At 46.2% G+C, this 22,557-nt stretch carries 17 protein-coding genes and 1 pseudogene; 10 read left to right on the plus strand and 8 right to left on the minus strand.

Translation table 11 applies throughout. The features are described 5' to 3' along the window. Positions 1-61 precede the first annotated feature (61 nt). Positions 62-1,069, minus strand: coding sequence for a phosphate acetyltransferase (gene pta, locus GWP40_RS03820; RefSeq protein ID WP_212566124.1), 1,008 nt, complete (start codon positions 1,067-1,069; stop codon positions 62-64). Between the two features lie 146 nt (positions 1,070-1,215). Here pta and trxB point away from each other — a divergent pair, with 146 nt between their 5' ends. From trxB to GWP40_RS03840, 4 genes are all read left to right on the plus strand, one after another. After that, complete coding sequence (gene trxB / locus GWP40_RS03825) at positions 1,216-2,142, plus strand: thioredoxin-disulfide reductase (protein ID WP_212566125.1); 927 nt, start codon at positions 1,216-1,218, stop codon at positions 2,140-2,142. A gap of 5 nt (positions 2,143-2,147) precedes the next feature. Beyond that, entirely contained in the window at positions 2,148-3,836 is a 1,689-nt protein-coding gene (locus GWP40_RS03830) for a glycoside hydrolase family 3 protein (RefSeq protein ID WP_212566126.1), read from the plus strand. Between the two features lie 32 nt (positions 3,837-3,868). Then, positions 3,869-4,705, plus strand: a complete 837-nt coding sequence (gene thyX, locus GWP40_RS03835) for an FAD-dependent thymidylate synthase (RefSeq protein WP_212566127.1) — start codon at positions 3,869-3,871, stop codon at positions 4,703-4,705. Positions 4,706-5,084: 379 nt separating this feature from the next. Continuing rightward, positions 5,085-6,593 (plus strand): carbon starvation CstA family protein, encoded by a 1,509-nt coding sequence (locus GWP40_RS03840; protein WP_212566128.1) that lies wholly within the window; start codon positions 5,085-5,087, stop codon positions 6,591-6,593. Positions 6,594-6,766: 173 nt separating this feature from the next. Here GWP40_RS03840 and GWP40_RS03845 read toward each other — a convergent pair. From GWP40_RS03845 to GWP40_RS03855, 3 genes and pseudogenes are all read right to left on the minus strand, one after another. Further along, positions 6,767-7,871: pseudogene (locus GWP40_RS03845) on the minus strand (D-alanine--D-alanine ligase family protein). Positions 7,872-7,893: 22 nt separating this feature from the next. Next, entirely contained in the window at positions 7,894-9,036 is a 1,143-nt protein-coding gene (locus GWP40_RS03850) for a tetratricopeptide repeat protein (protein ID WP_212566129.1), read from the minus strand. Positions 9,037-9,087: 51 nt separating this feature from the next. Then, positions 9,088-9,906: a PilZ domain-containing protein gene (locus GWP40_RS03855; protein ID WP_212566130.1), complete on the minus strand. Its 819-nt coding sequence runs from the start codon at positions 9,904-9,906 to the stop codon at positions 9,088-9,090. Between the two features lie 419 nt (positions 9,907-10,325). Between GWP40_RS03855 and GWP40_RS03860 the strand changes: the two genes are divergently transcribed. Continuing rightward, complete coding sequence (locus tag GWP40_RS03860) at positions 10,326-11,372, plus strand: STAS-like domain-containing protein (RefSeq protein WP_212566131.1); 1,047 nt, start codon at positions 10,326-10,328, stop codon at positions 11,370-11,372. A 3-nt stretch (positions 11,373-11,375) separates the two neighbouring features. On the opposite strand, the gene GWP40_RS03865 is transcribed toward GWP40_RS03860, so the two are convergent. The 3 genes from GWP40_RS03865 to grdC form a co-directional block, all read right to left on the minus strand. Beyond that, on the minus strand, positions 11,376-11,969 hold the full coding sequence (locus GWP40_RS03865; protein ID WP_212566132.1) for a LysE family transporter: 594 nt from the start codon (positions 11,967-11,969) through the stop codon (positions 11,376-11,378). A gap of 240 nt (positions 11,970-12,209) precedes the next feature. Further along, positions 12,210-13,358: a glycine/sarcosine/betaine reductase complex component C subunit alpha gene (gene grdD, locus GWP40_RS03870; protein ID WP_212566133.1), complete on the minus strand. Its 1,149-nt coding sequence runs from the start codon at positions 13,356-13,358 to the stop codon at positions 12,210-12,212. Then, positions 13,355-14,905, minus strand: a complete 1,551-nt coding sequence (gene grdC, locus GWP40_RS03875) for a glycine/sarcosine/betaine reductase complex component C subunit beta (RefSeq protein ID WP_212566134.1) — start codon at positions 14,903-14,905, stop codon at positions 13,355-13,357. The genes grdD and grdC overlap by 4 nt, the downstream gene beginning before the upstream one ends. 217 nt (positions 14,906-15,122) lie before the next feature. On the opposite strand from grdC, the gene murC reads away from it, so the two are divergent. From murC to GWP40_RS03895, 4 genes are read left to right on the plus strand one after another with little or no spacing between them, the layout of a single operon-like run. After that, entirely contained in the window at positions 15,123-16,574 is a 1,452-nt protein-coding gene (murC, locus tag GWP40_RS03880) for a UDP-N-acetylmuramate--L-alanine ligase (protein ID WP_212566135.1), read from the plus strand. Continuing rightward, positions 16,571-17,437 (plus strand): YicC/YloC family endoribonuclease, encoded by an 867-nt coding sequence (locus GWP40_RS03885; RefSeq protein ID WP_212566136.1) that lies wholly within the window; start codon positions 16,571-16,573, stop codon positions 17,435-17,437. Before murC ends, GWP40_RS03885 begins: the two co-directional genes overlap by 4 nt. A gap of 24 nt (positions 17,438-17,461) precedes the next feature. Further along, on the plus strand, positions 17,462-18,037 hold the full coding sequence (gene cmk / locus GWP40_RS03890; protein WP_212566137.1) for a (d)CMP kinase: 576 nt from the start codon (positions 17,462-17,464) through the stop codon (positions 18,035-18,037). After that, positions 18,034-18,867, plus strand: a complete 834-nt coding sequence (locus GWP40_RS03895; protein WP_212566138.1) for an HhH-GPD family protein — start codon at positions 18,034-18,036, stop codon at positions 18,865-18,867. The genes cmk and GWP40_RS03895 overlap by 4 nt, the downstream gene beginning before the upstream one ends. A gap of 138 nt (positions 18,868-19,005) precedes the next feature. Here GWP40_RS03895 and GWP40_RS03900 read toward each other — a convergent pair whose 3' ends face one another. After that, a complete protein-coding gene (locus tag GWP40_RS03900) occupies positions 19,006-21,099 on the minus strand; it encodes a methyl-accepting chemotaxis protein (RefSeq protein WP_212566139.1) in 2,094 nt (697 codons plus the stop codon). Here GWP40_RS03900 and GWP40_RS03905 point away from each other — a divergent pair. Beyond that, the gene (locus GWP40_RS03905) at positions 21,098-22,543 is read left to right on the plus strand and encodes a S41 family peptidase (RefSeq protein ID WP_414162762.1); all 1,446 of its coding nucleotides are present in this window, start codon (positions 21,098-21,100) and stop codon (positions 22,541-22,543) included. The two genes, GWP40_RS03900 and GWP40_RS03905, sit on opposite strands and share 2 nt — an antisense overlap. The last annotated feature ends 14 nt before the right edge of the window (positions 22,544-22,557 follow it).

Raw genomic sequence — 22,557 nt, forward strand, 5'->3', positions numbered from 1 at the left:
CCCCGACGCAGAGTGTCGGGGTGGTAAACGCTCCGTATAAATGAACGGGAACAACGCAGTTTTATTTTTTACCGGCCTGTACGAGTGTTACAACTGCCGTTACGACAATATCTTCGGTTGAACAGCCTCGAGACAAATCCGATAACGGTTTTGCAAACCCCTGCATAAAAGGTCCGTAAGCATCGGCTTTTGCGAAGCGCTGTACTAACTTATACCCGATATTTCCCGAATTAAGCTCGGGGAATATCAACGTATTTACCTTATCGCGGATAGGGCTTCCTGGCGCTTTTCTATCGGTTACTTCCGGTATGAGCGCGGCATCAAGCTGGAGTTCACCGTCATAACAGAAATTCACTTTTCGTTCATCCAGCAATTTAACGGCTTCGCGTACTTTGATAAGGCTCTCATCTTTATCCCCGCCGGATCCTTTTGTCGAATACGAAAGGAGTGCAACGACAGGTTCATGCCCGACAAAAGCACGATAACTTTCGGCTGCCGCAGTTGCAATATCCGCTAACTGTTCGGCAGTAGGATTGGGAATAACCGCAGAATCCGAGAAAATCAATACACCGTTCGTCCCCCATTCGGTACTTTTGGTATCTACAATAAAGCAGGAAGAAGCGGTTCTAACGCCTTTCTTTACACCGACGATAGTAAGCCCCGCGCGCAATACGTTTGCTGTTGTGTTTTCCGCACCGGCAACCATCGCATCAGCTTTATCTTGTGCCAGCATCATCGCGGCAAACCGTAAAGGCTCGTGCATCTCTTTTTTTGCTTCCTCCGGTGTCATTCCTTTAGCTTTCCGTTTTTCGTATAACGCTACGGCAAAATCTTCCGTCCATTCGGAATGCTCCGGATCGACAATAGTAAACCCATCGGTCAATACGCCTAACTTTTTGCAGGCTTCTTTAATCTCTGATGTTTTTCCGATTAAAAACAACTCGGCTGGAATTTGTTGATCGACAAGTATACGAGCTGCACGTAAAGTACGCTCTTCCGTCGCCTCAGGCAAAACCAAGCGATTGTGATATTCTTTCGCTTTGTCTTTCATTATTTGAACAAACCGCATAATAAAACCTCCGAATCACAGATGTAGGCACGAGTGTACTATTTTACCGCTTTTTCTGCAAGATTGCGCATTGTCTTTCGTACGAAATTTTGGTTGCCATGCCCCCTTCAATTGACCAAGGAGAGCTTTTTTCGTACATTATGATAATGAATACAAATTATGATATTATCGTTATCGGCGCAGGCGCGGCGGGTATGGCTGCGGCGCAATATGCGTGCCGAGCAAACTTAAAAGTATTGGTACTGGAAGAAAAAGCGCCGGGCGGACAGGTTGTTTTAATCGATTCGCTTGAAAATTATCCCGGATATGCCGAACCGATAAACGGCTTTGAATTTGCTGAAAATATGCGTAAACAGGCGGCAGGCTTCGGCGCCGAATTTGCTTCCGATAAGGTAGAAGCTGTTACAAAAAACGGAGATAAAACCTTTACCGTACAAACCACGGATAAAACCTACACGACGCTTGCAGTTATTCTTGCGACGGGAGCAGAGCACCGCAGCCTTGGCGTAAAGGGCGAAAAAGAGCTGCAAGGTAAAGGCGTTTCGTACTGCGCTACCTGCGACGGTCCCTTCTTTAGAAATAAGCATATCGTTGTGGTCGGTGGAGGGGATGCCGCTTGTGATGAAGCGCTCTTTCTTGCCAATTTGACTGATACAGTTACGATGGTACACCGCCGCGATACCTTCCGCGCGCAAAAGGCGCTCGTTACCCGAACATTGAACAATCCTCATATAACGGCGGTATTCGATACGACCGTTACGGAAATAAAGGGAACCGATAAGGTAACCGCCGTTGTACTGCGGAACGTAAAAACGCAGGAAGAGCGGGAACTTGTCTGTGATGCAGTTTTCTTTTTTGTCGGTATGAATCCTAAAACGGAGCTATTTCCCGACGCAACGAAAGATGCAACGGGCTATATCGTTACCGATGAGGATATGCGTACTTCTATCGAAGGACTCTACGCGGCGGGCGATGTGCGCGCGAAGTCTTTCCGGCAGGTGGTTACCGCAGTTTCCGACGGCGCTATTGCCGCCCATACCGCTGCAGCCTATATCGAAAATCTCCATAGTTAACCGCTTTGCGTCGTAAATATTTTTTTGCCGCCGTCTTATTCGGCGTCGCACTGCTGATCTTACCGCAGCTCAAGACACAACTGAATGCTCAAGCTCAAACTGCTGCACTTAAAACCCTGCCCGATTTTTATGATGCCGTACCTGCCGCGGAGCTTGCCGGCCGGATTACGGAGGCAATGACCGACGAAGAGCTATTATCCCAAACATTCATGTTCGGATGGGCGGGGCAGGCGCCGACCGACCTTTTAATGAGCTGGATTACCGAGCGGAGCCTCGGCAGCATCAAGATATTCGGCTGGAATACCGAGGACAGTATTGAACTGGCAAAAGCGGTTAGCCTTTTACAAAAAAAAGCCAACAGCACCCGCTTCCGTATCCCGCTCTTTGTTGCAACCGATCAGGAAGGGGGCTGGATACGGCATGTTAAGGGACGCACATCGGAAACACCCGGCAACCTCGCTATCGGCGCCTCCGGCTATCCGATAGATGCTTACTACGAGGGCTTTTATATAGCCCGTGAGCTTTCGGCGCTTGGGATCAATCTCAATTTTGCGCCGACGGTAGACCTCTATACCAACCATGAATCTTCCATTATAGGGCCGCGTTCCTTCGGGCAATCGCCGGAGGCTGCGGGGATTTTAGCCCGTGCCTTTATGCAGGGGAGTAAAAAAGCAGGCGTACTGACCACTGCTAAGCATTTCCCCGGACACGGGGACACGGCGCTTGACAGCCACGGAAAGCTGCCGAGCATCGCCATTTCCAAAGAGACCTTCTATAACCGCGAGTTGGTGCCGTTTCAATATCTCATCGAAGCGGATGTACCGGCGATTATGACCGGACACTTACACTTTCCCGCCGTATCCGAACACGGAGAGCCCGCTTCGTTCTCTCAGTATTTACTGCAAACCGTACTGCGCGGGCAGCTCGGATTTAAAGGTTTGGTTATCACCGATGATATGATGATGCACGGCGCAATCCGCTATGCCGGTACGGTTGCCAAGGCGGTTCAGCTCGCGCTTGAGGCGGGAAACGATATCATCGAATCGTCTACTACGCCTCGCCTTTATGATGCATTTTGGACGGAAAATTTACAGCGGATGCAAACCAATGAAGCATTCAGGTTGCGGGTTAAGGATGCGGCGCGTAGGATAATCGAAACAAAACTTCGGTATTTTAAAAGCGGCAATGCAGTACCGCTGTATCCCGACATATATGCTATTCCCGAAAAGCTGCCCGATGCCGAAGGACAGGCATTTTTTCTTTCACTTGCAGCACGGGCAGTTACCGTTGTCCGCGGTAAATACATTCCGTATACAATAAAACCGGGAGAAAAGATATTGCTTGCCGGTTCATATTCCGCTTTTTTACAGGCCGGTTTAAAACGATTCCCTGCTGCCCGAACCAGCAATCTGGCGGACAACATTTTTTCAAAAACCGCCGCAAGCGATACCGTCATTTTCTGTCTTGCAAACGATTCATCACTCCAAGTCTTGCAGCGGCTCTATAAGACCTATCCTAACAAACGGTATATCATTTTTTCCTGCCTCTCGCCGGTATTCTTGTCGGGTATTCCGGAAATTCCAACCGCGCTTGCTCTTTACAGCTATGCGCCGGTTTCGTTTACCGCAGGCTTCGGAGCATTGCTCGGCGATTTTAAACCGCAGGGACACTTGCCGCTTGATGGGATCAATTAACTATGCAACGGAAAAGTACCGATACATAGACTATGGCTCATTGTATTGTTCCCACGGCGGAAGAAATTCTTGATAAAGAATATAAGGTGTTGGACAAAGGCTTTGTCCGCTTGGTTGATTATCTCGGAGGAGACGCGCGCATCGTACAGGCCGCGCGGGTGTCGTATGGAGAGGGCACAAAAAGCGTTCGCGAAGATGCGGGGCTGATCGATTACCTACTACGGCATCAGCATACGTCCCCGTTTGAACAGGTCGTGCTGACCTTCCATATAAAGATGCCGATTTTTGTCGCGCGGCAATGGGTGCGGCACCGGACGGCGCGTCTTAACGAAATTTCAGGGCGGTATTCGATTATGCGGGACGAATGCTATTTACCCGCATCCGAGGATATCGCATTCCAAAGTACGGATAACCGGCAGGGACGTATGAGCGAACCGGCGCCGCTTGAGATACGGACGCAGATACGGGACACTCTGCACACGCAGCAAGAGAGCGCCTACCGTGAATACCGTGCACTCATTGATACAAAACTGGCGCGGGAACTTGCTCGCATCAATTTGCCCCTATCTGCCTATACGGAAATGTATTGGCAAATCGATTTACACAATCTCTTTCACTTCTTAAAACTCCGTTGCGACAGCCATGCTCAAAAGGAAATCCGCGATTACGCCTTTGTACTGCTGGAGATTTGCCGGAACGTGGCGCCGCTTGCAACAAGATCGTTCGAAAAGCATAGCTTAACCGGTGTGCATCTTTCCGGCGCCGAACTGGAAGCCGTGCGCAATCTGCTGCAAGGCGAAGAAAGCGGACTCAAAGGCAAAGAGCTGGAACGCTTTGAAGAAAAAATCCGCTCCGGTGAACAACTATAGCAAAACTGGGTAAACGCATCAGAGATTTTTTTAGAAACCCCGCGGAAAAATTAAGACTATTCGACCAGAGTTGAATCTCTTCGCGATTCAAATGGTCTCACAGTCTTAGTTTTTCCACGATTTGTATCTATTCTGCCTGATGCGTTTACTCGTTTGCCGGAAAAATGTGCGAAATTTAAAAAAAACTTCGCACAAAAGGAAGGTAAACGCATCAGAGTATTTTTTTTGATATTCTTAGCATCATACTTTTGGTAGAGATATAAAATTCTATTTTTTATTTACAAACGTAAAAAACGGATTTATACTTTATGTGTAATGATTCAATAGTAATGCAAGCTAAGGGGTCATTCATAAATCCAATTCACAGGAGGTACTTTTTATGGTAACGTTTTTGCTGTGTGTCGCAGCGCTCATTGTCGGTTACTTGGTGTACGGTACGTTTGTAGAAAAAGTTTTTGCTCCGAATGAAGCAAATCGGACGCCTGCTATGGCTAATCCTGACGGAATAGACTATGTTCCGATCTCAAAGCCGAAAGCTTTTTTAATCCAGCTTTTGAATATCGCCGGTTTAGGGCCGATCTTCGGTGCAATTTCCGGCGCTTTATGGGGGCCAAGTGTCTATCTCTGGATTGTCGGCGGAACGCTGCTTGCCGGAGGTGTCCACGATTATCTTGCCGGTATGTTGTCGGTGCGGAATGACGGCGCCAGTATTACCGAAATTACCGGTAAATACTTAGGTCATACGATGCAGAATATTATGCGCGTATTCGGTTTAGTGTTGCTTGTTATGGTCGGTGTCGTATTTATGGTAGGTCCGGCAGGTCTGCTTGCGCTGCTGACGCCCGAATGGCTCAATGTAAAAGTATGGACAATTATCATTCTTGTATACTATTTCCTTGCGACTCTCCTGCCGGTTGATAAGGTTATTGCGCGGTTCTATCCGATTTTCGGTATTTTCCTTATTTTAATGGCTGTCGGTGTTTCGGTTGCGACAATACTGAACAGCGGAACTCGTCCAATGATGGAATTGACGCTCGAAAACTTGTATCCGAGCGCACATCAGCGTCCTATTTGGCCGTTAATGTTTATCACGGTAGCATGCGGCGCCATCTCCGGTTTCCACGCAACGCAGTCTCCGATTGTTTCGCGTACGTTAAAAAATGAAAAAGAAGGCCGTTGGGTTTTCTACGGTGCAATGGTTGCCGAAGGTATTATCGCAATGGTATGGGCATCGGCGGCAATCGCTTTCTTTTGGAATAAAGACGGCTCAGGTACCGGTCTTAAAGCGCTCCTCGATATCGGCGGCGGAAATTCAAAATCGGTTTACGCCATTTGTACCGGCTTACTTGGAACGGTCGGCGGCGCTATCGCAATGATCGGTGTTATCGCATGTCCCATTACTTCGGGTGATACCGCGTTCCGCAGCGCTCGTATGATTGTCTTTGACTGGTTTAAACTTGATGAAAAGAATCTAAAGACTCGACTTTCTGTTGCCGTACCGTTACTGCTGGTTGGGTACTGTATTTCGCTTATCAATTACAGTGTTGTATGGCGCTATTTCTCGTGGTCAAATCAAACGCTTGCGATGATTGTCTTATGGACAGGCGGCGCTTATCTTGCAACAAACTATTCCAATCGGAACCGCTGCTGGATTGCGGTTATCCCCGCAACTTTTATGTCGGCTGTTTCCGTTACCTACCTGATGTATGCACCGGAGTGTTTCAATCTGGTTCGGCTCGGTATGCAGGGAATTACGATTTCGTATGCGGTCGGAATTGTTGTTGCGGCAGTGTTCTTTGTCATCTTTATGACAAGAATTTACCTGCGGCCTCAACAGAGTCTCGAAAGTCAACAAAAGATCATTATCGGACGTGCTCATAGCAAATAGGCAATTAAAGACAAGGGGAAGTGCTGATTAAATGCGCTTCTCGCTTTAATCAGCACTTCCCTAAGTTTTTAGAGATGTCCGGCAATTTTACTAAAGAGAAGCCGTCGGCTGTTTTACGCGGCTTCTCTATCGCGGTTTATTATATGCCTTTTGAAACGTGGATACGTTCGCGATTACTTCCAATCCGTCCTAATTTGTCGCGAAGAAGTAAATCGTTCAATGGCAAGATCAAATAAATGCATGATGAGTTCCCGATATGGCATGCCTGATGCTTCACACATCTTGGGGAACATCGAAATGGCGGTAAAGCCCGGGATGGTGTTTACCTCGTTCAAATAAATTTTCTTTGTTTTTTTGTCGATAAAAAAATCGACCCGCGCTAAGCCGCTTAAATCAAGCGCTCGGTAGGCTTTGCCTGCAATACTGCGGATTTCACGGCGCTGTTCGTCGTCGATGTCGGCAGGAATTTTCAGCTGCGCTCCGTTGGGATCAATATACTTTGCATCATAATCGTAAAATTCGTGGGAAGGAATAATTTCTCCCGGCGTATAGACTACGCATTCATCATTGCCGGTTACGGAACATTCGATTTCGCGCGCGGCAATACACGCTTCGATCAGCACCTTGCTGTCCCAGAGAAAGGCTTCCTGCATTTTTTTGCAGCAGCTCGGTACGGTTGGCTGCTTTACCGGCGCCGACGGAACTGCCTACCCTGCACGGTTTTACAAACAGCGGGTATTCCAATTCTTTTTCTGCCTGAGTGATAATGCTTTCGCGTTCTTTCGGGTTATCCCATTGGAATTTTCTTACACATAAAAACGGCACGATCGGCAACTGCTCATGCTGCCAGATTATCTTTGTCTTTTCTTTGTCCATCGCAGCGCTGCTTGCAAGCACGCCGCCGCCGATATATGGAAGGTCAGCCATTTCAAATAAACCTTGAATGGTGCCGTCCTCTCCAAAACTGCCGTGTAATACCGGAAAAACAACATCCGTAGCAATCGGTTTGCCGTTTACTGATAAGCCGGATGTAGTGCCTCCGCCCGGGATAACGGCAACACGTGCTGCCTTATTGCGCTCTATCGTTAAGACTGCGGACGTATCCTTACGAATACGTTCTAAAAGTGAGTCAGGCTGCAAATACCATTCACCGTTTTTGGTAATACCGATTAAATGTACGGTATGTTCGTTGTCGATAGCACGAACAACAAAAGAAGCGGAAACAAGCGACACCTCATGCTCACCCGATCTTCCGCCATAAATAATAGCTATATTCATAGTATACTCCGTATTGTATCCTTTATGTATTTTCCAATTTTTTTAAGATTTCAACGGCGAGCGTATCTTCGGGATAAATATCAAGAACCGTTCTAAAAAATGCTTTTGCTTCTTCAGTCCTTCCTTCTTTTAACGAAATAGTTCCTAAATTTGAAATAATCTTGATATTCTCCGGCTCTTGCTCAAGTGCGCTCATCAGCCAACGGCGGCTTTCGTCAAATTGATCAAGCTCCATTAAACAGATGGCAAGCTCATTGCAAATATCGCAATAGGCAACTGCCAATTCCTTTGGAGTCTTTTTCCCAAGCTCCAGACAATGAAGGAATGCTTCCGAAGCGTCCTTCCATCGCTCTTGACGGCGCAGCGCCCAGCCGAGCAAAAACCACGCATTCCATACCTTAGGGTGATGCTCTAAAAACTCCCGTATTTTTTCCAGCGCCTTTTCTTCTTCTCCCATCTGTATAAAATCAAAAGCTCCCTTAAAAAGCTCATCGTCAAGCGCTTGTGTTTCTATCCATTCAATGAGTTCGGAAGCCTTTTTTTTGCGATGTGCCGTTAATTCATCCTGCGCCGTTTCAATATGCAGGTACGTTTCCAATACGCTTTTTGCCTTGGGAAAGTTTTTCTGACGGATAAAGAAAAAGCCTGCATTAAAAAAGGCGTCAGGTAACGGCGGTTCGGCAGCCAACACTTCTTTATATGCTTGAAAAGCCTTATCGGTATAGTATTCGGCATAATCCTCTGCACCCGCTTGTTCGTAGAAACGGGAGCGTTCATCCATCAGTAGGGCAACGTTCAATTTTGTCTGCATGTGTTCGGGGAATAGACCTTCAAGTGCAAACAACAGCTGTTCAGCTAAGTCAAAATCGGCATTTTTTATCTTTAGAATTGCAGCATTGGTCATTTCTTCGAGGATATTCGGACGTAATTCCTTAAAAATATCCCGATAGTATGCAATGTGCTGATTATCCCTTTCGTATGCAAATACATTCAGCATACCGGCTAAAATCATCTCTTCGGAAATACTTCCCGCCGTAAACTTTTCCTCTTCATCCGTTAGAAGGAGCGGAAGCGGTATCGATGAATCAAAGCCGGGAATTTTTGCCGCTAAAGCATATTCATCAGGCACTTTGATATAAATGAGTTGCTTATCGGAGTTTTCCATTTGTATTGATCCTATTGGGTTACGACGGTTTGTTTGTACTGATAAACCTCATTAGAGATAGGTTTTACGTTGTTGGTTAAAGTATTGAGTTAATCGTATTTTATAAGCAAGCGGCACCGTCGAGGGAGTATACGTCATCGCAACTGCAATCAGGTCTTTCCGTTTTTCTACCAACTCTGCTCTGATAATTTTACCGCGCAATCCGACAATGACGGTAGGATCATCAAAGTCGAACTTCAGCACACAGTCTTTATTGAGCAGAAACGGAGCAATCCCTGCCATAATAAACTTTGCGCCGGAAAACGAAATATCTCGCACGATGCAACGCCTAGGAATGTTTTCGATGTAAACAATTGTTTCTTTTTTTGTCAGCGACAGTTTCCGCATCGCCTCCGCGTTTAACTCGATACGTTCATCTCCGCGCTTAGTTGTATTTGCTTTTGCATCGACAAGGAGCCCCAGCTTTTCAATTAAGTCGTCGGGAGCGCGTTGTGTATATTCGATATTAAGCAGGAGTAAATCGGGGGTTACCGTATATGGTGTGCAGCTTACCACTTTCCCTGAAACAAAGAACGAAAGATCACTTTTCCCATTTGTTTGAGAAAAGGAAAACCACAGAGAAACCGCCGTAGAACCTTCGCATATTTTTTCATATATTCCGCAATGCTGCGGTACGATTACCTTTGCTCCTATCATCGAAGAAGAGTTGATGACGCACGGCCACGGTCCTCCTTCGGCGCCAACACAGCGTATTGATGATTGCTGCGCATTAAGATTCATTGCTTGAATAACTTCTTTTGTAAAAGTTATTTCCGCTTTTTGGAAAAAATCGTAATACCTATTAACCTGTTGACTCGTCAGGAAACCCATAGCAGTAATAATAAGTTTATTTTATTAAAAGGTCAAGCGAGCTTCAACAGGGTAAACGCATCAGACAGTTTGGTGTATTACCCCGCAAAATAAGCGGCTGTATCAGCAGAATTTCACCGCTGTGCGGTTCAAATGCTGCTCCAGCCGCTTATTTTGCGATATGTTTTTAGCTGTCTGATGCGTTTATCCTGTTTCTGAAAAAATTTTGCACAGAAGGAAGATAACCGCTACCGTCAAAAGCGAGTAAAGTGAACCTATATCGTAGGAATGAGGCACAACGGCTGAGCTGCGTTGCTTACCGAATTAGCCTGTGATTATAGGATCAGGGTGAAATGAGTAGGCGTACTTTTTTGGGTATGTCAATAGTTTACATTTATTAAAAAACGATTTATATTTGCTATTAGAGGTGAATATTGAATATGAAGTTTACTAAAGAGATAGAAAAAGCTATACAAACTTTTATAATAGAGCAACTACCTTCTCATAAAAACGATATTGTTACTTTTACTATGAATCATTTCGGTATATCAAAACCGACGGTAGCAAAGTTTTTAAATCAGCTTATTTTAGAAAATATTATTGAAATGAACAGAAAAGGCCGATACCCTGATTATTCTTTGGTTACAAAGAAATATTCTTTTACATATAAACTTAAAGATAAGCTCGAAGAAGATATAATTTTACGAAAGGATATTTTGCCTCTTTTATCTGATGTACAAGAAAATGTTCAACGAATTGTTCAATATTGCTTTACCGAAATGGTGAATAATGTTATTGATCACTCAAACGCAGATATAATGAATGTGGAAGTAGACTTAAACGCTTTAAATATTGCAATCTTGATTCGTGATAACGGAGTCGGTATCTTTAATAAAATTCAAAAAGCCCTCGGTCTTGAAGATCCGAAATATGCTATTTTGGAACTTGCAAAGGGAAAATTTACATCGGATCCTGAAAGACACAGCGGTGAAGGTATTTTTTTTAGTTCCCGTCTATGTGATAAGTTTATGATCTTATCCGGCGGATTATTTTTTAGTGGTCATCATGAAAATGACTGGCTGCTTGAAAATCCTGATTCCGTATCAGGTACTGCGGTTTCGATGGTAATAGCAAAAAACTCACATTTAAATATTTCGGATGTTTTTAATGAGTATGCAGACCCGGATAAACAGCCCGGTTTTTATAAAACCCGTATACCGGTAAAACTTATGGAATATGAAGGCGAACTACTACTATCCCGTTCACAAGCAAAAAGACTTATTACAAGATTTGATAAATTTTTAGAAGTTGTTTTGGATTTTCAAGGGGTAACTGAAATAGGTCAAGCATTCGCCGATGAAGTTTTTAGAGTGTTTAGAAACATGCATCCCAATGTTCATTTACAACCGATAAATTGTTCTCCCACCGTACAGCGTATGATTGCATATATATCAGCCGATTATTTTCAAAATATATACAATAGCTAATCCTTACCGAAATATATCGAACACCATGGCTGCGGCACAATATAATAAGCCGAGCACCATAACGGCGTTGACTACGATGCCGTACTTACCCAAAAGTTTGTCGAATGATGTACCTACTATCACCCAACAGAACGCGCATATTGGACCGAAGCATGATAGAAAGATATACCATCCGATAAGCGCACTCAATGTGTTATAATGCGGTAAAATAAAGGTAGTCCATACAGTGATAGCATAGATAATAACTTTAATATTGATAAACTGCTGCAATGCCCCATGTAATACGATATGCGTACTCTTCATCGGCGTTTTTCCGCTATGCGGTTTATTTCTCCATACAATCCATGCAAGATAAATCATATACAGCGCTCCCACCGTTAAGAAGAAGGGTTTAATTGCAGGAATTGTTTCATAGAGAATAGAAGAAAAAACAGCGCAACACAACATAAGGCACAGAAAGCCGATCAAACAGCCGAAAACAAAGAGAACTCCTTTACGAAATCCGTATTTACTCGAATACATCATTGCTGAAATATTATTCGGCCCCGGAGTAATCGATGTAAAAAATACAAAACTGAAAAACGCAATGTAGTTCATGGGCATCTCCTGTCGTATGCAGTGTTATGTCGTCCGTTTATAAAGTATTTTTGTGCGCTGTACGTTAAAACTGTTCATTCTACGAAGCATATCAGATAGCTTCTCTTTATAATAATATAGATGTTTAAGGAAGACCTCTAAAAACTTGCTTTGCAGGCCGCAGCAGACAAGGAAATGAATTTCCTTATAAAACAAGCCGCGGCACTTGCAGTTTTTAGAGGTCTCCTACAGTAATTCTTTTTAGATATAGTTCGCTGCGGTTAAAATCTTACGGGCTTGTTCGGCGTCTTCGCCGGCGAGCAGGATGACGGGGCCGGTACAGCCCATACCCGCTTCCGCATAGATGTTCTCTTTCCAGAGCGTCTTGCAGGCATTTTCTATATCGATAACGTCGATGCCGTGGATTTCTTCCGTAACAGCTTTTTTAGGCGGCGCCGCGACTGTCTCCGCGCTTGCTTCTTTTACGGCGCCGAACGAGTCGAGTATGGCTTGCAGCCCCGCTTTTTCGGCGGCTTGTATCTCGGCACGGCACAGCGCTTGTAGGTTTGCCTGCGCGCTGCGCGCAGAATACGCCAAGGCTGCGGCGATAACCGGAGCGCCCGATGCGCGGGAAACAATCGCGACAACATCGGTCATATCTTTACCGGCGCAGGGGCCGTAACCGGAACCGGAGGCTTCGTAGCTCCCCCCCGTTAAGAAAGAGCTGAACAGCTTCATCAACACATTGCCGGTTAAGGTATCGCAGACCATCACATCGGGCGTGCCTTGCAGCAAATCGTTTCCACGCATGCGTACCCCGCCGTCGGCGCGGTGCGATTCGGTGAAGCGTATCGGATAGCCCGCTTTTTGCAGTTTTAGCAATGCTTTTTCAATTGTCGCAACGCCGTCGATGTTTAAAAGCCCGACCGTCGGATTTTCAACGCCGTTTGCCTTTGCAACGGCAATCCCTGCAAAGGTGTTTAACAGCATTGCCTTATACCGGTCGGCATCGGAAGCGCCGGTAGTGGACGCAATAAACATCTCTTTGCCGAAGCCGGGCGTTACTACCTTTCCGATTGTCGTAACGCCGAGTGGGAAAGTGTAGTGCATCGTCACCGCGGCTTTTATTTCGCCCGTTTTAAACAATTCTTCCATTTTATGATGCGCGTCTTCCAGCGTCGGCGCTTCATACCAGCGGAACCCCTCGGTTTTCGGGCCGCCGATCAGCACAATATCCAATCCGGGATTGGCATGGGCTGCCAGCTTTGCCGCGCGGATAAGCTCCGCTTCTCCGTGCTCGCTGCCGGGGACGGTTAAGCCGACCGGAAAGGCTTCCGCAAAGGCGCCGGTTTCCAGTCCCTTCGCCATCAGGCTGAAGGCATCGGCCAGTTGTTGTTTTGTACTGCTCATTTTGCTCCGTCCTCCGCTAAAATACGGGCAGCGACATCGCGCATAGCATCGGCTACAATCTTTTTAATTTCCGCTTCACCGGCGCCGCCCGCAGCACCGGAACTTTCCTTGCCGTTGTTCGCCTCGATTAAAAGGCTTAAACCGTCAAAAAGGTTTGTCAAACGGCCGAGGAACAAGCTGCCCTTTCCGATAATCATCGCACGGTGCAGACTGCCTGCGAGCATATCTCGCCGTGCATGGCCGATAAAGGGAACACCGGAGGGAATGTGTCCCTGTGTAGGTGCGAATCCTTCCACGCCGTATTGCTTTACAAATTCTGCAATTTTTGCGCGTTCGAGCTGTCCTTTCATAACCGCAAGCGCCGCGATCATCTTTGTGTTTGCTTCCGGCACATTTCCGGCGCCCGCAGGGGCGGTGATCTCGTGGTTCTGCAACTCCGCAGCGAACTTTTCGACATCGGTAATCTTCATCCCAGCTGCGTTGAGCGGATCATAGATGAGCGCTGTCATAACCGCCTGCGGAGAAGAACCGGAAGAAATCGTATGTTTACCGATCACATCGGTATTGATAATGGGGTTTACGCCGTCGTCTTCCGTAATTAAAACGGCGAAACCGCCCACCATATCTTCAAGGAGCGGCATCTCTTTTTTAACGTGATCCTTACCGTTCATACCGAGCTTGGGCACGGAACCTCCGGCGACAACCATAACGGTTTTAAAGATACCCGACCGCACGAGCGCAGCGGCATTCACCAATGCGTGTACCGGCGCTGCGCAGAACCCGCGGATATCGCAGCCGGTTGCATGAACGCATCCCGCTTTTTCGCCGACGGACTTTGCGATGTTGCCGCCTCCGCGCTGGTTTACATCGCCCGCAGCTTCCTCGGAACACTCGATAATATAATCGATGTCCGCTGCATTGATACCTTCAAGTTCTGCGAGGTGCCACGCGGTTAAAATACCGCTTCCCTTGGTAACAAGGTTTTCGAGCATCGTATGGGCGCTCAAGTTCGGGTCGGTGTCGTGCGCTTGCTTGACACAGCCGACCAGCACGTCATTGTCGTACAAGCCTTCCGCCGTATGCGATTGCACCAATTTTTCGATATCGGCCTTGGAATGGGCTTCTCCCAACGCAATCGCCTTATCCTTCATGAGCGGATGATTTTGAATAATCGTTGCCGCTTCGGCAGTAAATTCTTCGGTTAAGTATACCAGTTCAAAGACATCGGCATACTTCATCAAGATGTAAAGTTCTTTTTGCGTTGCAATTTCGCCGAACGGCCCAAAGCGGTCGGCTTTCTCGGTGCACTTAAACCACGGCTCGGGGATGCCGGGCAAATCTTCAGGCTTTTTATTTCCGATATACACCTGATTGGGCGGATATTGCACAGCCTGCTCAAAGGTTCTTAAATGAGACGGAATTGCGGCAATATAGGGATCGGCAGGATCTTTTGCAATCGCTGCGGTCTGAGTTGAACCGTTCCGTTTTAACAGATCGGGGCTGTGCGCTAACGTATAGCTCGCCCCTTTAATCACTGCGTTTTTCATAATGCATCCTTATTGATAAAATTTTGAGGGAAGCTCCGTCGTGTATCGATAAACGGTATCTTCCTTTAGAATAGTAACACCAACTTTGTTTTATAGCCTACACGTTGAAAATGCTCTTGTCAAGCATTTAAGAAAACTGTTACACGGCGCTTTTGGTCAATACCTCTTGCAATTTATATTCTTGTTTAAAATGCAATTTTGATTTACTATAGCGCCTATGATTACAACCCGTTTGCCGGAAAATCTCTCCGGTTATCATATACACATGATCGGTATTAAAGGAACCGGCATGGCGGCCTTAGCGGAGCTGCTTGTTTCGCGGGGCGCGATTCTGAGCGGCAGTGATGTCAGCGATGAATTTTATACCGATGCGTTGCTGCGTAAGCTGAACATACCGGTCAGCACTCCTTTTGCGCCTTCAAACATTCCCGCTTCCACCAAGCTTATCATATATTCAACGGCGTACGCGCCTGACAAAAACCCTGAGCTATATGCCGCTGTGGAAAAAAATATCCCGCGTATGAGCTATCCCGAAGCGTTGGGCGCTTTTTCTCAACACAGTTATTCGGCAGGTATCGCAGGCGTGCACGGCAAAACGACAACTACCGGTATTGCAGGAACGTTGTTAAAGGATTTAAACTTGAGCGCCTCAGTATTGGCGGGGAGCGCCGTGTCCAACTTCGGCGGCGGATGCACGGTTATCAACGGTTCAAAGTATTTTGTCGCCGAAACCTGCGAATATAAACGCAACTTTTTGTTTTTTCATCCTCAAAAAATCGTACTTACCAGCATCGAAAGCGATCATCAAGATTACTATCCTCAATACGAAGACATATTGACTGCCTTCTTACAGTACATCGACCGCCTGCCTCAGTTCAACGAATTGATTTATTGCTCAGACGATGCAGGAGCGCGGGAGGCAGCAAAGCTCACGTTTTCTTCCCGTCCCGATCTTGTCTTAACCCCTTACGGCAAAACAGCGCACGGCGACTACGGGATTAAAACTCTCGGTATCAAAAACGGGCAGTCGGTCTTTTCTCTGCGCGGCTTCGGCGGAGAATTCCGCATCGGTATTCCGGGAGAGCACAGCGTCCTCAATGCAACTGCCGCAATCGCGCTGGTAATCGGGCTTATCAAACAGGAGCGAAATGAGGTTACCGCCGCCGATCTCACCGCAATCAGAAACAGTCTTGCTTCATTTAAGGGGGCAAAACGGCGCAGCGAAATTTTAGGCGAAGTAAACGGCATCCTGTTTATGGACGATTACGGACACCACCCCACCGCAATTTATAAAACGCTCAAGGGCATCCACGAGTTTTATCCCAAACGGCGCATCATCGCGGACTTTATGTCGCATACCTATTCGCGCACCGCAGCGCTGCTTCCGGAATTTGCAAATGCTTTTTCCTACGCCGATACGGTTATCCTGCATAAGATATACGCTTCCGCACGGGAAAAATACAACGGTTCGACAAACGGCAGGACTTTGTACGAACAAATGAAAAAGCGGCATAAACGAATTCATTATTTTGAAGAGATTATGGATGCAAAGGATTTTGTAGAACACGAGCTGCGCCCGAACGATTTGTTCATCACCGTTGGGGCAGGCGACAATTGGAAGCTCGGCCGCGCCGTTTATAACGACTTACTCGCAAAGGCACACGTATGAAAAGCATGACGAGTTATGCCTATCTTGACGGCGTTGTGAACGGTACCGATATTTCCTGCGAACTGAAAAGTTATAACTCCCGATTTTTGGATCTCAACATCAATGTTCCCTCTACAATGGCTCGGCTTGAACCGTTTTTACGCACATATTTTTCCAAGCGGATTATACGGGGCAAGGTCGATTTTTATCTGCGCTTAAAGAAAGTACACAACGAGCAGCCTATTCTGCCCAATATACCGCTTGCACAGACTTACTATAAATCCATCGCCGATATTGCCCATGCGCTTGGAATGGAAAATCAAATCACACTTGAGCTGATTTTACGGCAAGAGGGCGTGCTGCAGATTGATAAAAGTTTTGATGAGGGGCTTTGGCAAAAAGCCCTTATCCCCCTCCTCGATGAGTTGATTGAAAAGTTCAATACGTGCAGGGTTGAAGAAGGTAAGGCGTTATCCGCCGATATACGGAAAATGCTTGCCGTACTTTCCGGCTCGGTTGCGGAGATTGAACGGCACGCCGCTAAAATGGAAGAGCTTTTTTCTGCAATGCTGAAAAAGAAATTTTCCGACCTTATGGAGCGTGAACCGGATCAACAGCGCGTTATGCAGGAAGTCGCGGCGCTGCTCGTTAAGTATACAATCAACGAAGAAATCATACGGGCAAAAGCGCATATCGCGGCTTTAGAAAAAGAAATTGCAGAAAACGAAACTCCCGGACGGAGAATTGATTTCCTGTGTCAGGAAATCAATCGGGAGATCAACACCATCGGCTCCAAAAATCAGCTGACGGAAATCGGACAGGCGGTAATCTCCGCTAAGGATGCTCTGGAAAATATCCGTGAGCAGGCTCACAATATCGAATAAGGGATACTAAGAGAGAGACTATTGATGAAAAACAACTACGCCATTCCTGCAAAAAAAGAGCTGCGCATTGCAATTTCAGGTGCTTCCGGCTGCGGCAACACAACGGTCTCTACTTTGTTGGCCGACACGTTGGGTATTCCATGCATCAATTATACCTTTAGGAATCTCGCAAAAGAATTGGGTATGCCGTTAAAAAAAGTCATTGAGCAAGCGAAAACGGATTTCAGCTTTGACCGTATTGTCGATAGCCGCCAAGTTGAGCAGGCGTTGAAATCATCGTGCGTATTGGGTTCCCGCCTTGCGATTTGGATGCTGAAAGAGGCGGATTTAAAAGTGTATCTTTATGCCTCCGAAGAAGTACGCGCGGGACGCATTTTTCAACGGGAGGGTGGAAGCCTTGAGCATATCAAAGAGTTTACCGCGATGCGGGACAGCGACGACACCCGCCGATACAAAGAATTGTACAATATCGACAATACCGATTATGCCTTTGCCGATATGCTGATCGATACGGAGCATTATACGCCGGATGTCATTGTAGGGCTTATCATAGACGAGCTTTTACGGCGTTCGCTCATTGTTCGGAAAGCAGACAGATGAGTATTCTTGAAGCACCACCTCATCCCGATTACACCGATTTTCAAAAAGCGATTTTAGATTACTATGCTGCACACGGCAGGTCTTTTCCGTGGCGCACGACAAACGATCCGTATTCCATCCTTGTGTCCGAATTTATGCTGCAGCAAACGCAGACCGAACGGGTGGTGGAAAAATATAACCGCTGGTTGGAAGTGTTCCCCACGGTGCAAGACCTTGCGGCCGCCTCCCTCGTGCAGGTGCTTGAGCAATGGGTAGGTCTTGGGTACAACCGCCGTGCGCGTTTTTTACACCAGTGCGCCCAAACCATTGCAAGCGAATACGGCGGAGTTGTTCCCGACACTTCTAAAACGCTTCAAACGCTTTCGGGTATCGGTCCCTACACAGCTGCCGCGATTTCGACATTTGCCTACAATAAACCTAACGCATTTATCGAAACAAATATCCGCGCGGTGTTTATCTTTTTCTTTTTTAAGGATAGGGCAGATATCAGCGATAAAGAAATATTCCCGCATATCGAAGCGTCGCTGTATACAGAAAATCCGCGGCTTTGGTACTACGCGCTGATGGACTACGGCGTGGAATTAAAAAAGAAAACCGTCAATCCGAACAGAAAAAGCAGGCATTATACCAAACAGTCCAAATTTGAAGGGTCGGTACGGCAAGCGCGCGGCGCAGTAATCAGAACTCTTACGGCGCACAATAACCAAGGATATGCAGAGCTGTACGGCAATACTCAGACGGAAAAACTCCTCTTCGATAAAGCGCTTGAAGGACTCATCCGCGAAGGTTTTGTGGCAGAAGAAGGCGGCTGTTATTCCATTAAGCAGTAAGGGGCAGTCTGCTTTCTGTAACCAACGGCAAGTACGGTTTTCGGTGTTGCTTGGTAATACCTCATACGAGTAATGCTATCATTATCCATCTTGTCGCTCAATCCTCGTTTTTACAAACCGGTTGGTACAACATATTGTCTAGTTGACTTTAAATTTTCCTACTTCCTCTGCCAAGCTTTCAATACTCCGTTTATTTTTCTGCGTAATCTCATTGACTTCTTGTATCGCATTGTTAATTTGCACTGCACCGGAGGCCATTTCGTTCATACTGTCGGTGATAATGCGGCTAAGATTGTCTAATTTGCACATTTCTTGTGCAACGCTCTCGCCACCTTTCAGCATCTCTTCCGAACCGCTTTGAACCTCCACCGTTACCATGTTGATATTTTTGATAGCTGTTAATACTTCTTTACTGCCGTTTTCTTGTTCTTTCATCGATTTAGTTAGTAAGGCGCTCATCTCCTTAACCTGTTCGGCAAGGGTGAAAATTGCATTGAACTTTTCTTCTACCGTTTTTGAAGATGCAGAAAGCGTTTCAATTTCACCGGATAATGTTTTCAGCGTTGCGGTGATGGTTTTTCCTTGCATTGCAGAATCTTCGGCAAGTTTGCGGATTTCATCCGCAACGACGGCAAAGCCCTTGCCTGCCTCACCGGCGTGAGCCGCTTCAATCGCAGCATTCATCGCGAGTAAGTTTGTCTGCGACGCAATATGTTGAATAACGCTGCTTGCTTCCATCAGCGAGCCTGACTCTTCTGCAATCTTCTGTGTGACGGTGTTGGATGTTACCAGCGTCGCTTTGCCGTCTCCGGTTGCGCTTGTCAAGTTTTTAATTACGTCATCGGTCTTGCCGAGTGTCTGTCCGATAGAGGCGATATTCGCTACCATTTCTTCTACGGAAGAAGAAGATTGTGCAACACTTGTCGCTTGTGTTTCGATACTGTTATTCAACTGCTTTATCGTGCGGACAATCTCTTCGATAGTAGCCGCCGTTTCGGTAACACTTGTTGCTTGGGTCATCGTCTGCTGCTTAACCCCGTCGATGTTAGCGCTGATTTCATTTACTGCGCTGGCTGTTTCCGTCATATTGGAAGCAAGCTCTGCGCCGATTTCTTCCATTTCGTTACTATTTGTTTCAACCGCTTGTATTGAAGCGCCGATTTTAGCAATTGTTTCGTTAAAATATTCGGATAGATCAGTTACCTCATCATTACCGATTACAGGCAACCGTACCGTTAAATCTCCTTCCCCCTGTGCAATATTTTTTAAGGCATTAACAGCAGTCTGTACCGGCTTTACCATTGCGCGAGCGATAATATATACAATAACAATTGCCGCCAGTAAAATGATAAGCCCTATAATGAGCATAGTACCGCGCAATGTATTGACATCCCCCATAAATTCTTCTGCAGGTGCATTGACAATCACTGTCCATCCGGTCGTTTTCATTATAGCGTGCGCTGCTATTTTGTGTACATTTTTGTATTCATAGTATCCGATTGCAGAATCTTTTGCTTCAAGCGCTGTTTGCAAAAATGCTGCAAGAGAAGTAAAGACCGGATTTTTTGTAGCTTCTTCTATTGGATTAAACTGATTTGCAATCAATTCCGTATCTTGATCAGCGATGATTATTCCCGTATCCCCTATCATAGTACAATTACCGGTTTGTCCGATAACGATATCTTTTATGGCATCATACATCGCAAATCCGTCGATTGTTGCTGCGAGTATATTGCGTGCTTGATTATTATCATCATAAATCGGAACAGCAATAATGATAACTATTTTACCGTTGATAAGAGATACAAAAGGTTCGCACATTAAAGGTTTCCCACGATAGGCTTTAAACCAAGCCGTTGAAGAAATATCGCTTGTTCGCCCGTTAGCTAAATAACCGATTCCGTTTTGAGTGACAATATTAAGTATCTGAAAAGCGGCATCTTTATCGGCGAGGTCTTTTAACAATACTGCTTTTTCAAAATATGATACTTCATCACTTTGCAATGTCGGCATCTGGGCAATACCTTCAAGCAATTGAAACCACTGCTCAACCTTACCGTCCAGTATTTCAGCCGTATCATGCACCTTATCCAGCAGATGTGCTTCAATTTTTTCTATTACAGCTTTTCGTGCTGTATGAACGGCAAGTACGCTTTCTATCGTTAAAGCTGCCACAATAAGAAAACCGAAAATGATGATGAGTTTGTAGCGAATCGAAAAACGCTTTTTCATTGTATGTACCGTATCGTATGCGCCGTCCGTCTTTGCGCAATCTCAGCAAGAGCAGGGGCAAAGTACGATACCGTATATGCAATACCTGCAATACTTAAATGAGGCGCTCCAGCGTTATTATGTTGATGAGGTAAAACCTGAGGTGCTCTTTCAGGGCGCAGCGGAAGGAATGCTCAATGCGCTCAAGGATCCGTATACCATGTATATCGACAACGGCAGTTTAACCGGTGTCGGGCTGCAGGATACGACAACCGGCTACTTCGGCGGCATAGGCATCACTTTTACCAAGCCGGCCGTTTCAACATCCGAACGTCCAGCCTATATTGAAGTTGCTTCCGCCCTCGAAGGAACCCCTGCGTGGAAAGCCGGTATTCAGGCGGAAGACCTCATCACCGAAATCGAAGGCGAATCCGTTATCGAGATGACGACGGCGGATGTTGTTGCAAAGCTCCGCGGAAAAATCGGCTCATCCGTTACGGTAACCGTCCGGCGGGGAAAGAATATGGAATTTCCGGCTAAGCTGGTGCGGGCACGGATTGAAGTGCCGACCATTAAATACATGAAACTTGATAAGGATATCGGCTATATCCGCCTGATAGAGTTTAATCCCAACAGCAGCCGCCGTATACGGGAAGCAATGGAAAGTCTGCAAGCGGAAGGGGTAACCAAGTTAGTGCTCGATCTGCGGAATAATCCGGGTGGGCTTATCACCGCAGCAGTCGATACGGCAAGTTTGTTTATCAAAGAAGGCTTGATCGTTTCGACAAAGTCGCGTATTCCGCAGCAAAATCTTGAGTTTAACACCAACGCTGCGATAGATGCGGTGTTTGCAAATGTGCCGCTTGTCGTGCTCATCAATAAAGGTTCGGCAAGCGCTTCAGAAATATTGGCAGGCGCCTTAAAGGATTATAAGCGCGCGTACCTCGTCGGAGAAACCAGTTATGGAAAGGGTTCCGTGCAGCAAATCTTCGATTTAACGCAAAAAGATTCCTTTAAAATGACCATTTCGCGTTATTATACGCCGAGCGATGCCAATATCGACAAAACCGGTATTAAACCGGACAAAGAAGCGGTGTTGTTCCCGCCGTTATCGGCAGATGATGAAAAGAACCTTGAAAAGCTCTTCAAAGATGAAAAAATTTCAAACTATGTAAAGAAAAACAAGGATTTAACCGCTACGCAGATTACCCGATATGCGGAATCGCTCGCAAAAGAATATTCCTTAAACAAAGAATTGCTCCGTATCTTGATTCGGCAGGAATACAATAGAACGCATACCGCGCCGGCAGCTGATATTGAATATGATGCGCCGCTGCAAGAGGCTGTCAAAATTCTTAAAAGCGGAACTTTGCCGCAGCTGCTCAAAAACAGTAAAACCGTACGTCAAATGCAGGAAGAAGCGGCGCAAGAAAAGGCTATTGCCGAGTTGAAGAAGGCTTCATAAATCGGTATTACGAA

The organism is Treponema vincentii (assembly GCF_018336815.1).
In the GTDB taxonomy this organism is placed as follows: Bacteria; Spirochaetota; Spirochaetia; order Treponematales; family Treponemataceae; genus Treponema.